The organism is Serratia sp. T13T92, from assembly GCF_047530105.1.
GTDB lineage: Bacteria > Pseudomonadota > Gammaproteobacteria > Enterobacterales > Enterobacteriaceae > Chania > Chania fonticola.
Genome location: NZ_JBLJAK010000005.1, coordinates 85,597 through 98,992 on the forward strand (window position 1 = coordinate 85,597; position 13,396 = coordinate 98,992).

Consider the following 13,396-nt stretch of genomic DNA (forward strand, 5'->3'; position numbering starts at 1 on the left):
ATGTCGCTACGATAGAGTCGGCAAGTGAAATCAGAATGTGGTTATGTGAAGAGAAGGTGAAGTGCGGGCAATAAGTTGTAATCAGAGAGGTAAAGTGAGGATAGCCTTCGCGCCGGTGGGTTGCAGGTTTTGCAAACGGATGGTGCCACGATGCAGGCGCGCCACTTCCTGCACAAAGTTCAGGCCCAGGCCGCTGCTCTTGGGTTTATCTTCCCGCGCCAGGGAATAGAAGCGTTCAAACACCTTATCCAGCGCATAGTCGGGTATGCCGCTGCCGGTATCGCAAATGGTGATCTGGTAGTGATGATCTAACCGCTCGCCATCAATACTGACCGAGCCACCAGCAGGGGTGAAGTCCAGGGCGTTATCCAGCAGGTTGCTCAGCGCCTGCCCCAGTAAAAAGGCATCCCCGGTCAGTGAGGCTTCCGCTAACTCTCCCAGTTTGATCGTGACACCACGCTGCGCGGCCTGTGCTTCCTTACCCGCGACAATCTGCCGGACTAACGGCACCAGCGCTACCGCAGCCAGTTCCAAACCGGGCCGGCTTTCTAACTGCGCCTGCACCAACAGCTTATCGACCAATTGCTGAATGCGGGCGCTCTGCTGTTCGATGTTGGTCAAAAAGCGTTTCGCCGTCGCCGGTGGCGGTGATTCCTGCAAGAGTTCCGCCGCGCCACGGATCGCCGCCAGCGGGCTTTTCAACTCGTGAGTCAGGGTATGCACATACTGCTCAATATAGGCCTTGCCCTCCAGCTTCATGCGCATGCTTTCCAGCGCTTGCGCCAGTTGGGTCAACTCAACGCTGCCCATGCGTGGTAACGGCACCGCCTCGCCGTGCGCCACTCCGTCGGCATAGCGAACCAGACGGTTAATCGAGCGGTTAATCCACCAGACGAAGCCCAGGCCGATCGCCAGCGCAATCCCCAGAAGCACCGCGCCCGCCAGCAAAATACGCCGTTCGCTGCGGCGGATCACCGGAGCCATGGTGCTGTTGGGCTTGCCGACGCTCAACACGCCGATAATCTGCCCTTGCTCTACCACCGGTGCGGCGACATACATCACCGAACTGCTCTCATCTTCGGCAATCGTTCGGGTGCTACGCGCACCGTATTGGCCACGTAATGTCAGATAAACATCGTTCCAGCGGGAGTAATCCTGCCCCAGCGCCTGGCCCGATGAATCGAAAATCACCTTGCCGCGCCCATCGGTAAGATAGACGCGATATTCGTTACGATCTTTGCGGATCCCGGCGATATTGGCCCCGATCGGCCTCTTATTAAGCTGGGCGATAGCCTGTGCTAACTGGCCTTTTGCCGCATCCCCATGTCTCATATCCAGCCGCGCCACCTGCGCCAGCAGGTTGGCAGTATCCACCAGAGTGCCTTCGGTGGCACGCCGTACGCCAGGTTTGACCTCCTGAACGAAAATGCTCAGTACGAAATAGCCCGCCACCGCCACAATCAGGAAATAGCCCAACAGCAGGCGCAGGCCAATCCTCATGGCTGGCGGCTCACGCTATAGCCTAAGCCACGATGGGTATGGATCGGGGGTTCTGCGGCGTCGATCGCCCGCAGTTTGGCCCGCAGCGTTTTGATATGGGTATCGACGGTACGATCCAGGCTCTCTTCCGCCTGGGCCCAAACGATATCCATCAACTGCTGGCGGGAGAACACCCGGCCAGGCGCTTGCAACAGGGTTTTCAACAACAGGAATTCATAGCGGGTCAGCGGCAGCGGTTGTTGGTGGTAGCAGATCGTGGCCCCCTCTTCATCCAGGCTGAAGGCACCAAAATGATAGAGCGTCGGCTGCTGCAAGCGCTGCTGTTTGTGTAGACGCCGCAGGATCGTGCGTACACGAGCGCTAACCTCACGCGGGGAAAAGGGTTTGGCGACATAGTCATCGGCACCGATTTCCAGCCCGATCAGGCGATCGAGCTCGCCGCTACGGGCGGTAAGAAACAGGATCGGTAAATCCGCCGCCTGCGCCAGCAGCCGACGGCAAAGCTCAAAACCGTTGATATCGGGCAGGCCGACGTCGAGGATCACCAACGCCGGTAAGCCCTGTTGCAGAGCCTGCAAAGCAGGCTCGCCACGTTCAAACCAACGCACCTGAAAGCCTTCGCTCTCCAGGGTATAAATCAGCGTATCCGCAATGCTGGGCTCGTCTTCTACCAGCCAAAGCAGCGGTTTCATTATGCGTCCTCGTCGGTAGCGGATTGTTCAAACAACAACCGCTGACGCAGTTGGCGCCAATCCGCTTTGCTCATGGAATCCGAAGCCAACCACAGCCGATGACGTTTCTTGCCGTCGATCTGCTGAAGCGACAGCAAAATACCGAACCCGGGCATCCAGGGCTTGTTCACCATCAGCCATTCCTGGCCATGCCACTCAATCCGGCGTTCAGCCAACAACCGCAGTTCTCCCTGCCTGGATGCAATGCGCTTTTGGCTGCGAATGCACTCAAACACCACCAACGTCAACAGCACCAACCAAATCGGGCCATAGCCTTCCGGCCACGGGGCGATCAGGATCAGCAAAATCAGCAGGCCGTGAGTCAACAACGAGATTAACTGGGTACGCCAGGAAACGCGGACATCACATCGCCACTGGGCCACGGGCTTTATTTCGCGTTTGGATCAGGGACACCATTCTCTGCAGATCTTGATCGTGCGGAGCGCCATGATTCATCAGCCAGTTAAACAAATCGGGGTCGTCACATTCGAGCAAGCGGATGAATACGGCCTTGTCTGCATCACTCAGCGTATCGTATTCATGTTCGAAAAACGGCATGATCGAGATATCCAACTCGCGCATGCCGCGGCGGCAGGCCCAGTGAATACGTGCTTTATTATTAATATCCATGTTGTTATGACTAACCTCTTTTCGGCATGGCTTGCCATGCTCTTGGGCAACCGACACTTGGTATGGCAACGCGCGCGCAATTTAATTCCGTCAGCCAACGATTTGGGTGCAATTGGGTCTCGTTGGCCGTAAGCGCCTAGAGTAACAATTTGACATACTCGCCGGGAAGGGCGTTCACCCAACAAAACGTAAAATGTCAAAAAAAGCGCTGCCTGGTAATAACTGTTTGCAAAGCCAGCCACCTCTTTTACCATGGTAGCAACCCCAACAGGTATGCTAAACATGCAGCAGGAACCGATTATGGCGTTCAATATTCCTTTTCCACCCCGTCAACCTTCCGCCTCTTCCCATCTGCCACTGACGCTGATCTCACTGGAAGATTGGGCCATGGTGCAGTTGAGCGGGCCAGACACGGTAAAATATCTTCAGGGCCAGGTAACGGTTGATATCGACAAACTGGCGGCCGATCAACACGTGCTGTGCGGCCATTGCGATGCCAAAGGCAAAATGTGGAGCAATCTGCGTTTATTCCACCGCGGTGAAGGTTTTGCCTATCTTGAGCGCCGCAGCGTGCTGGAAAGCCAACTGGCGGAAATAAAGAAATACGCGGTGTTCTCCAAAATCACCATCGCGGCAGACAGCGATGCGGTGCTGCTGGGCCTAGCTGGCCTTGAGGCGCGGGCCGCATTGGCGAAGGTGTTTAGCACCCTGCCGGATGCAGAACATCAAGTGGTGCAAGACGGCGATACCACCTTGCTGCACTTTGCGCTGCCAGCAGAACGTTTTGTGCTGATTACCACGGCAGAAACCGCCGCTCTGCTAGCTTCCAAGCTGGAAGGTCAGGCTGAACTGAACGACAGCCGCCAATGGCTGGCACTGGATATCGAGGCCGGTTATCCGGTGATTGATGCTGCAAACAGTGCGCAGTTGATCCCTCAGGCGACCAATCTACAGGCGCTGGACGGGATCAGCTTCAGTAAAGGCTGCTACACCGGGCAGGAAATGGTAGCTCGTGCCAAGTTCCGGGGAGCCAACAAACGTGCCCTGTACTGGCTGGAAGGTAAAAGCAGTCAGGTTCCACAGGCGGGTGACGATCTGGAGTTGAAGCTGGGTGAAAACTGGCGCCGTACCGGCACCGTATTGGCAGCAAGCTCGCTAGCTGACGGGACACTGTGGGTGCAAGTGGTAATGAATAACGACCTGGAGGCGGACAGCGTGCTGCGCGTACGCGATGATGCCAGCAGCCAGTTAGCCATCAAGCCTCTGCCTTACTCACTGGCAGAAGAAAAGTAAATGGTTTGGCCGCAGGCATCGCGCCTGCGGCCAGACGAGTTATTCGTCCAATTCCCCATCACGCGGCACCAGATAAATCAGCACCAGCAAAATAGTGACAAAGAAGCGGAAGGCATCGGGCACCCCGTTCCACTGTTTTGACATCCACATGCCAAACCACTCACCACCAACCGACATAAAGGCCACCTGCCAGGTGAGGAAGCCTAACGTCAACCCTGCGATGGCAAAGGTCTTGGCACGGTTAAAGCTGGCCGCAGGCAATTTCAGGCCGCACAGCAGGCGGATCCCCCCAATCCAACACAAAATAGCGGTGAGGGTTTCCAACGCAATAATGCCGATATACCCCACCTGATGCAGCCATGGCGACTGAATGGAACGATAGGTGATAGTGGCATTAGGGAAGATCGTATCCATCATAAAAACATGGCGTACGAAAGCGAAGTTGGTGTCGTAATCGGTGATATTGCCAAAGGCCACCAGTGAGGCAAATAGCGCGATAGCGCAAACCAGCAGGGCTTTGGATAAACGAACGATCATAGTGAAGAGTCCTGGGTAATGATTAAAGGCACCGGGAGGTGCAAATACCCCATAGATCTCAAGATGCAGGTCAGCCAGCAGCAAGCGCAGCCAACCCCCTGCGACTTGAAAGCGAGGGGTTTGGCGGGCTCAGAAATAAAGCTAAGGCTTGCTGGATACCCGAAAGAAACAAGCGCCTCTTTTTAACCCAAAAGAAACGCTTTGGCAATATATCGACAACAGATGGGCGGATTATACGTAAAGGTAGATCGCCATGAAGTGGCACACACTGCCGCCGAGCACAAAACCGTGCCAGATCGCATGGCCAAAGCGGAAGCGTTTCGAGGCGTAGAAAATCACCCCTAGCGTATACACCACGCCCCCCACCGCCAGTAAAGTGACTCCACCGACGTCCAGGCGCATTGCCAACTGGTAGATCACGATCAGCGATAGCCAGCCCATGGTCAGATAGGTCACCAGCGACAGCACCTCGAAACGGTGCGCAAATGCCAGTTTGAAGATCACGCCGAACAGCGCCAGCCCCCAGATCACCACCATCAGCCCTCGCGCCAACGGTGAGTCCAGCCCCACCAGCAGGAACGGCGTATAGGTTCCGGCGATCAGCAGGTAGATAGCGCAGTGGTCAAATTTTTTCAGCCAGTGTTTGGCTCTCTGATGTGGAATAGCATGGTACAGCGTGGAAGCCAGGAACAGCAGGATCATACTGCCGCCATACAGGCTATAACTGGTAATGGCCGTTACCCCAGCGCCGTCGTTTACCGCCTGAACCAACAGCAGCACCAGGCCGACAATCCCAAACACCAAGCCAATACCGTGGCTAATGCTGTTGGCAATTTCCTCTGCCCATGGATAAGCCGTGGCGGGCAACTGGTCGGCCCCGACTTTCACTTCGTCCTTTTTCCCCATAACGCGCAACTCCTCAAAACAACGCATATTGTGCGAATTAACCGCAAATGAGATTAACTGAGAACGATTCCAGTGTACACGTGTACGCTAAAATAAAACTGTGTACGCTTGTAACACCACGCTAACATCGAAATCCTCAGCCCGCTGGGCTACAATCGATATGCTTTGCACCCTATGGATTTCAGTTACGGCTGGAAGACGGCGGGTATCCCATCATTCACCTCGAGGTTCGTACCATGTCATCCGCTGTACCCGCGTTAGACTTTGGCTCCATGACTCAAACTATCCAGTTTCTGATGGAAATCGACAAACTTAAAAGCGTGCAACGCCGTACCAAGGTGATGGGCACCCAACGTCAGGAAAACTCGGCCGAGCACAGTTGGCACTTTGCCATTGCGGCTTTGAGCCTGGCCCCTTATGCCAGCGATGAAGTGGATATTCAGCGCGTGATCCAGATGGCCCTGCTGCACGATATCGTCGAGATCGATGCCGGTGACGTTATGGTTTACGATCTGGCGGCACGGGCGGCGATCCACGATCAGGAAGTGGCGGCGGCAAAACGGCTGTTCGGGATATTACCTGAACCTCAACGCGGGGTTTTCACCGCGCTGTGGCAAGAGTATGAAGCAGGCGAAAGCGCCGATGCCCGTTTTGCGCTGGTGCTGGATCGCTGCATGCCAATGCTGATGAACCTGCACAACGGCGGTCAGAGCTGGGTAGAAAATGATATTAGCCTGCAGCAGGTATTGGACCGTAATACGATGATTGCCGATATCCATCCTGAGCTGTGGCAACATTTGGAGCAGCATTTGCAGGATGCGCAGCGTAAAGGCTGGCTGAAGTAATCGATGAGGGTAGTGCTGTCAGTTATTTTGATAATCAACACGCCCCTCACCCTAACCCTCTCCCAAAGGGAGAGGGGACTTAACGTGCTACATATCAGCTTCTGTATTCGTCCCCTAAATCGCCCCGTTAAAGATTAACACCTATACCTGATTACGACTCAGTACTAGCTCCCTCTCCCTGTGGGAGAGGGTTGGGGTGAGGGGATACCGCAATTGCCGTGCTTAACGACCGCCAGCGGCTTCGATAAAAGTGCCGGTGACGTAGGACGCCGCATCGGAAAGCAGCCAGGCAACAGCTTGCGCCACTTCCTCTGGCTGCCCCCCCCGCTGCATTGGCAACGCCGCCTTCACCCGATCTACCCGCCCCGGCTCTCCTCCGCTGGCATGCATCTCGGTATAAATACAACCTGGCCTTACACAGTTGACGCGTATCCCCTGTGCCGCCACTTCCAACGCCAGACCGGTAGTCAACGTATCCACAGCCCCTTTTGACGCCGCATAGTCGATATATTCCCACGGGGCCCCCAGACGCGACGCAGCGGAAGACACATTGACGATCGCTCCGCCCTGCCCACCATGGCGTAGCGCCATACGTTTTACCGCTTCGCGGCAGCAGAGAAAATACCCGGTGACGTTGGTCGTCAGCACCTTATTGATCCGCTCGGCGGTGAGTTGCTCAATGCTCGCCTGTTGGAACAGAATGCCCGCGTTATTGACCAGAGCGCCGATTGGCCCCAGCGTGGCCTCCAATTCAGCAAACATCGCCACCACTTCTGCTTCTTCAGCGATATCGGCTTGCAGTGCCTGCGCCTTGCCACCCTGTTGGCGGATTTGCGCCACCACCTGCTCAGCCGCCTCACTATCGCGCAGATAATTGACGCCCACCGCATAGCCTTGTTGGGCTAATAATAATGCCGTCGCGCGGCCTATCCCACGGCTGGCACCGGTCACTAACACTACTTTTGTCATTTCTGTTCCTTAACTGCGCTTAGTCGCGGATGCGGATAACGGAGCGGGTATCGCTTTTCTTGTTGATATCCCACGCCTCGGCAATATCGGCAAAGGCATGTTCCTGGGTATCGACACTGATTTTTCCTTCCGCTGCCAGTGCAAGAATATCGGCCACGATGGTTTTTAATTGCGGGATCGGCGGGAAGTTGCCCGTGCCACTACCCAGGATCTGCAACTGCGTACTGCGCAGCACCGCCGCAGGCAAACTAATGGTAGGCCCAGCCATGGAGCCTACGTTCACTAAGCGGATGCCCAGCCCACCAGCATGAGAGGAAAGATCGTGATTATTGAAGGTCGCCAGCAGTGCCTCCGTAGCGGGCCCCCAGATATAATCCACCACCACGTCATAGCCTTGCGGCCCGGCAGCGGCGGTAAAGGCTTGCTGTAGTTCAATACCCTCAAGGCTCAGATCCACCGTGGCATCCACTGCTAACGCATCCAGTACGCTCTGCCGCCGTCCAGCCGCGACAATTCGCCCGGCACCGGCCTGACGCGCCGCCGCAACCGCCAGCTTGCCTGAGGTACCAGTCGCGCCAATGATCAAGACGGTTTCCCCTGGCTGAATATTGGCACGCCAGAACAGCGGCAACCATGCCGCCAGCGCCGGATTGATCAACGCTGCGGCGGTCGCATCATCCAGCGCATCGGGCACTGGAACCGTCCATGAAGCAACGGTACGCTCGGCCAATGCGCCGTGTGGCTGGCGAAAAGAAGCAAAGTACACCCGCTGCCCATCTGGTGTTCTGCCTACACCATCGGTACCGGGGACAAACGGCAGATCCTTCGGGCTGGAGTAGTGTTTACCAGCCACAATGGCGCGATCCAACTGTTTGATACCGGCAACCATCACTTCGATAGCCACTTCGCCGTCTAATGGCTGTGGGGCAGCAAAAACGCCTAACTGTGGTGCCTGACCTAACGTATTAACGACTGCCGCTTTCATACCGTTTCCTTGTTCGTTCGGGTGACCCGTTACTCAGTGAACAGCAATCACTGTGGAGCTGCAATAAAAAAGGGACACGGCATCATGCAGTGTCCCTCGATCATCATTTTGGCAGATGGTGTTATTCGTAGTCGCTCATCGGTACGCAAGAGCAGAACAGATTACGATCGCCGTAGACATCATCCAGGCGCTTCACACTCGGCCAGTATTTATTCTCACGTACGCCAGCTATCGGGAATACCGCCAGCTCGCGGCTGTAAGCATGCTGCCAGTCGCTGACCAGTTCCGCCTGCACGTGCGGTGCGTTAACCAATGGGTTGTCTTCCAGTGGCCATTCGCCTTGCTGCACGCGGTCAATCTCACTGCGGATAGCCAGCATCGCATCGATAAAGCGATCCAGTTCCACCTTGTTTTCCGACTCGGTCGGTTCAACCATCAGCGTGCCTGCCACCGGGAATGACATGGTTGGCGCATGGAAACCATAGTCGATCAGGCGTTTGGCGATATCCATCTCGCTAATGCCGGTCTCTTCTTTCAGCGGACGAATATCCAGAATACATTCGTGCGCCACGCGGTGATCGCGGCCGGTATACAGCACCGGGTAAGCATCTTTCAGGCGGGTTGCGATGTAGTTGGCATTCAGGATTGCCACCTGGCTGGCCTGCTTCAGCCCTTCCGCGCCCATCATGCGGATATACATCCAGCTGATCGGCAAGATAGAGGCGCTGCCGAACGGTGCGGCAGAAACCGCGCCCTGCTGGGTGGTAACGCCATCAATCTGCACCACGCTGTGGCCTGGTACGAAAGGTGCCAGATGAGACTTCACGCCGATAGGTCCCATGCCTGGGCCGCCACCGCCGTGAGGGATACAGAAGGTTTTATGCAGGTTGAGGTGCGATACGTCCGCGCCGATATAGCCCGGCGTGGTGATCCCCACCTGCGCGTTCATGTTGGCTCCATCCAGGTAAACCTGGCCGCCAAACTGATGCACGATCTGGCACACTTCGCGGATGGTTTCTTCATACACGCCGTGGGTTGACGGGTAGGTCACCATGATGCACGACAGGGCCTCCCCGGCCTGCTCGGCTTTCACCCGCAGATCGTGCAGATCGATGTTGCCGTTCTTGTCACAGGCCACGACCACCACGCCCATGCCCGCCATCTGGGCAGAAGCAGGGTTGGTACCGTGCGCCGAGCTTGGGATCAGGCAGATATTACGCCCTGCCTCATTGCGGCTTTCATGGTAGCGGCGGATCGCCAGCAAACCGGCATATTCGCCCTGTGCGCCCGAGTTAGGCTGCATGCACACCGCATCGTAACCGGTCAGTTGCACCAACCATTGGGAAAGCTGCCCAATCATCACTTGATAACCTGCGGCCTGCTCCGGCGGACAGAACGGGTGAAGTTCAGAGAATTCAGGCCAGGTGATCGGGATCATTTCCGCAGCGGCGTTCAGCTTCATGGTGCAGGAGCCCAGCGGGATCATCGCCTGGTTCAACGCCAGATCTTTACGCTCAAGACGGTGCATATAACGCATCATCTCGGTTTCGCTGTGATAGCGGTTAAACACCGGATGCGTGAGGATCGGATCTTTACGCAGCATTGCCGCCGGGATCGACTGGCTGTTTTTGCTCACGGCGGCATCCAGCGCATCGATATCCAAACCGTGGTTATCGCCGACCAACAGGGCAAACAGCGTCTGCACATCTTCACGGGAAGTCGCTTCATCCAGCGTGATGCCGACTGCCCCGTGGATATCGGTACGCAGGTTGATGCCAAAGCCCAGCGCACGTTCCAGCACCGCCGCCTTGTCTTTCACTTCCACGGTCAGCGTGTCGAACCAGGTTTGATGGCGCAGTGTCAGGCCCGCTTGTTGCAGGCCAGCGGCCAGAATATCGGTCAGGCGATGGATACGCCCGGCGATACGTTGCAGGCCTTGTGGACCATGGTACACCGCATACAGGCTGGCGATATTGGCCAGCAGCACCTGCGAGGTACAGATATTCGAGTTGGCCTTTTCGCGGCGGATATGTTGCTCACGGGTTTGCATCGCCATGCGTAGCGCGGTATTGCCGGCAGCATCGCGGGACACCCCGATAATACGGCCAGGCATCGAGCGTTTGAATTCGTCACGGCAGGCGAAGAACGCTGCGTGTGGGCCACCGTAGCCCATTGGTACGCCAAAGCGTTGCGCAGAACCGAATACCACGTCGGCCCCTTGCTTGCCCGGTGCCGTCAACAGCACCAGCGCCATGATATCGGCTGCCACGCTGGTGATGATTTTGCGCGTTTTCAGCTCTGCCAACAGGGCGCTGTAATCGTGCAGTTCACCAGTGGTGCCAACCTGTTGCAGCAGTACGCCAAACACGCCTTGCAGCTCCAACACCTTCGCCGGTTTGTCGACGATCACGTCAAAGCCAAAGGTTTCGGCACGGGTACGTACCACGTCCAGCGTTTGTGGGTGCACATCGTCAGCCACAAAGAAGCGGTTGGCGTCTTTCAGTTTGCTGGCACGTTTGGCCAACGCCATCGCTTCTGCGGCAGCGGTAGCTTCATCCAGCAAGGAGGCAGAGGCCAGATCCAGCCCGGTCAGATCGAGAGTCAGCGTCTGGAAGTTGAGCAGCGCCTCAAGGCGGCCTTGCGACACTTCCGGCTGATAAGGGGTATAAGCGGTATACCAGCCTGGGTTTTCCAGCATGTTGCGCAGGATCACCGGCGGCGTCAGCACCGCGCTGTAGCCCATACCGATATAGGATTTGTAGCGCTGATTCTGTGAGGCAATCGCCTTCAGTTCGGCCAGCGCCTGATGTTCCGTGGCCGCATCGCCTACCGGCGGAGGCCCTGGCAGTTGGATATCGGCTGGCACAATCTGTTGGATCAGCGCGCTGAGCGAGCGAGCGCCCACGGCTTCCAGCATCTGCTGCTGTTGCTCTGCGGAAGAGCCGATGTGGCGCTCGATGAACGCTTCGCTGTGTTCAAGTTGGCTGAGTGTCTGAGTCATTGCTACAAATTCCTGAATGCTTGCGGGGTACGGGATATAGCCTGAACTGCAAAACGCCCCACAGGTAGGTGGGGCGTGATAGTGATTATTCGTCGATGGAGGCCTGGTAAGCACCAGCATCTAGCAGCTTGTCTAGCTCTGCCGCATCGGATGCCTTGATGCGGAACAGCCAACCTTCGCCGTATGGCTCGCTGTTGACCAGCTCCGGGGAGCTTTCCAGTTCGCCGTTAACCGCGATGATCTCACCGCTGATTGGCGCGTAAATATCGGAAGCGGCCTTGACCGACTCCGCAACGGCACAGTCATCGCCCGCGGAAACCGTGGTGCCGACTTCCGGCAGATCGACAAAGACCATATCGCCCAGCAGTTCCTGCGCGTGTTCGGTGATACCGACAACATATTCACCGTTGCCTGCGTCACGCACCCACTCATGGGAGGTGGCGTATTTCAATTCTGTTGGCACATTGCTCATTGGCCTGCTACTCCTTCGAAGAATAAAAACTAATTGATCAGTGACTTACCGGCACGTACAAAACCTGGCTTACAGACTTTCACAGGCATTTCACGGTTACGGATCTGTACGATAGCCTGCTCACCGATACCGGCCGGAACCCTTGCCAACGCAATGCTGAAGCCCAAGGTTGGTGAGAAAGAACCGCTGGTGATCACCCCAACCTGGGGTTGACCGTTCGCATCGGTGAAATGCACCGGCAGCTCATTACGTAATACGCCTTTTTCCGTCATGATCAAGCCGACCAGTTGTTCGGTGCCATTTTCGCGCTGCTGTTCCAACGCTTCACGGCCGATAAACTGACGATCCTGCGGTTCCCAGGCAACGGTCCAGCCCATATTGGCAGCCAGTGGTGAAACGCCTTCGTCCATTTCCTGGCCGTAGAGGTTCATACCGGCCTCCAGGCGCAGGGTGTCGCGGGCACCCAGTCCGGCAGGTTTGACCCCAGCGGCCAGCAGTTTCTGCCAGAAATCCACCACCTGCTCTTTCGGCAGGGCAATTTCATAGCCCGCTTCGCCGGTATAGCCGGTGGTAGCAATAAACAGGTCACCCGCCTGCACGCCGAAGAACGGCTTCATGCCTTCCACAGCCTGCTTCTGTTCTGGGGTAAATAAGGTGGCGGCGCGCTCTTTGGCCTGTGGACCTTGCACCGCAACCAGCGCCAGATCGTCACGCACCGTCAGCTCAACGTTGTACGGAGCCGCATGCTGTTCGATCCAGGCCAGATCCTTTTCGCGGGTGGCGGAGTTCACCACCAGGCGGAAATAGTCTTCGGTAAAGAAATAGACGATCAGATCGTCGATCACGCCGCCGGACGCATTCAGCATGCCGGTATACAGCGCTTTACCAGATTGAGTGAGTTTGGCGACATCGTTCGCCAACAGGTAACGCAGGAATTCACGGGTACGAGCACCGCGCAGATCCACGATGGTCATATGGGAGACATCGAACATGCCGGCATCCTGACGCACGGCGTGGTGTTCATCAATCTGGGAGCCATAGTGCAGCGGCATCATCCAGCCATGAAAATCAACCATGCGCGCACCGCACGCCACGTGCTGGTCGTACAGTGGGGTTTGCTTTGCCATCTTTTCCCTCTTTCCACTCAAGTAGCCGAAGACAGGGTGTTATTACGCAATAAGGCGGGTGTAGCTCGCGGGCCTGATTGCGCGAAACACGCTGGCTGCTCAACACAAATTGCCTCGCCAATGGTCAACGACGCAAACGATACCTTTGCCCTGACGTTAACACCGAACGCCCCTATTAACCATAAGTTAAAATAGGCTCGACCGGGTTCAGGGTCGGTAAAATGCCGCGTTAGTTTGCAGAGTTTTTCACTGGAAAAATGCGCTTTGAGGCACAAAATTAACAATTAAAGCGGCAAAAATCCGAAGTTATATAACAAACAGAGGCTGGGATAGAGAATTTCGGTTTTTGATAACCGACCATGGAATTAGAAAAAGTAATGGGAAATTCTGCCTGAAATTA

At 56.2% G+C, this 13,396-nt stretch carries 13 protein-coding genes; 2 read left to right on the plus strand and 11 right to left on the minus strand.

Annotated elements, in window-relative coordinates:
- Positions 1 to 81 precede the first annotated feature (81 nt).
- The 4 genes from creC to sdhE are packed head-to-tail and all read right to left on the minus strand — an operon-like array spanning position 82 to position 2,861.
- Positions 82 to 1,500, minus strand: coding sequence for a two-component system sensor histidine kinase CreC (creC, locus tag ACMV5I_RS07715; protein ID WP_414824059.1), 1,419 nt, complete (start codon positions 1,498 to 1,500; stop codon positions 82 to 84).
- Complete coding sequence (gene creB, locus ACMV5I_RS07720) at positions 1,497 to 2,192, minus strand: two-component system response regulator CreB (RefSeq protein ID WP_024486355.1); 696 nt, start codon at positions 2,190 to 2,192, stop codon at positions 1,497 to 1,499. Before creB ends, creC begins: the two co-directional genes overlap by 4 nt.
- Complete coding sequence (locus ACMV5I_RS07725; protein ID WP_260516051.1) at positions 2,192 to 2,614, minus strand: protein YgfX; 423 nt, start codon at positions 2,612 to 2,614, stop codon at positions 2,192 to 2,194. Before ACMV5I_RS07725 ends, creB begins: the two co-directional genes overlap by 1 nt.
- Positions 2,595 to 2,861 carry an FAD assembly factor SdhE gene (sdhE, locus tag ACMV5I_RS07730; protein WP_024486357.1) on the minus strand — a complete coding sequence of 89 codons (267 nt, stop codon included), beginning with the start codon at positions 2,859 to 2,861 and terminating at the stop codon, positions 2,595 to 2,597. The genes ACMV5I_RS07725 and sdhE overlap by 20 nt, the downstream gene beginning before the upstream one ends.
- Positions 2,862 to 3,161: 300 nt before the next feature.
- Between sdhE and ygfZ the strand changes: the two genes are divergently transcribed.
- Positions 3,162 to 4,154, plus strand: a complete 993-nt coding sequence (gene ygfZ / locus ACMV5I_RS07735) for a tRNA-modifying protein YgfZ (RefSeq protein ID WP_414824118.1) — start codon at positions 3,162 to 3,164, stop codon at positions 4,152 to 4,154.
- Between the two features lie 39 nt (positions 4,155 to 4,193).
- Here the strand turns inward: ygfZ and ACMV5I_RS07740 are convergent, their stop codons facing one another.
- Positions 4,194 to 4,691 (minus strand): DUF2165 family protein, encoded by a 498-nt coding sequence (locus ACMV5I_RS07740; RefSeq protein ID WP_414824060.1) that lies wholly within the window; start codon positions 4,689 to 4,691, stop codon positions 4,194 to 4,196.
- A gap of 231 nt (positions 4,692 to 4,922) precedes the next feature.
- Positions 4,923 to 5,597 carry a PAQR family membrane homeostasis protein TrhA gene (gene trhA, locus ACMV5I_RS07745; protein WP_261288106.1) on the minus strand — a complete coding sequence of 225 codons (675 nt, stop codon included), beginning with the start codon at positions 5,595 to 5,597 and terminating at the stop codon, positions 4,923 to 4,925.
- Positions 5,598 to 5,833: 236 nt separating this feature from the next.
- Between trhA and ACMV5I_RS07750 the strand changes: the two genes are divergently transcribed.
- Positions 5,834 to 6,442, plus strand: coding sequence for an HD domain-containing protein (locus ACMV5I_RS07750; protein ID WP_094981477.1), 609 nt, complete (start codon positions 5,834 to 5,836; stop codon positions 6,440 to 6,442).
- A 222-nt stretch (positions 6,443 to 6,664) separates the two neighbouring features.
- Here ACMV5I_RS07750 and ACMV5I_RS07755 read toward each other — a convergent pair whose 3' ends face one another.
- The 5 genes from ACMV5I_RS07755 to gcvT form a co-directional block, all read right to left on the minus strand.
- On the minus strand, positions 6,665 to 7,411 hold the full coding sequence (locus ACMV5I_RS07755; RefSeq protein ID WP_024486991.1) for an SDR family oxidoreductase: 747 nt from the start codon (positions 7,409 to 7,411) through the stop codon (positions 6,665 to 6,667).
- A gap of 19 nt (positions 7,412 to 7,430) precedes the next feature.
- Positions 7,431 to 8,396 (minus strand): zinc-binding alcohol dehydrogenase family protein, encoded by a 966-nt coding sequence (locus ACMV5I_RS07760; protein WP_414824061.1) that lies wholly within the window; start codon positions 8,394 to 8,396, stop codon positions 7,431 to 7,433.
- A 121-nt stretch (positions 8,397 to 8,517) separates the two neighbouring features.
- Positions 8,518 to 11,397, minus strand: a complete 2,880-nt coding sequence (gcvP, locus tag ACMV5I_RS07765) for an aminomethyl-transferring glycine dehydrogenase (RefSeq protein WP_141132896.1) — start codon at positions 11,395 to 11,397, stop codon at positions 8,518 to 8,520.
- Positions 11,398 to 11,482: 85 nt separating this feature from the next.
- Positions 11,483 to 11,869, minus strand: coding sequence for a glycine cleavage system protein GcvH (gcvH, locus tag ACMV5I_RS07770; RefSeq protein ID WP_021806203.1), 387 nt, complete (start codon positions 11,867 to 11,869; stop codon positions 11,483 to 11,485).
- 29 nt (positions 11,870 to 11,898) lie between these two features.
- Positions 11,899 to 12,996: a glycine cleavage system aminomethyltransferase GcvT gene (gcvT, locus tag ACMV5I_RS07775; protein ID WP_121607754.1), complete on the minus strand. Its 1,098-nt coding sequence runs from the start codon at positions 12,994 to 12,996 to the stop codon at positions 11,899 to 11,901.
- Positions 12,997 to 13,396: the final 400 nt, after the last annotated feature.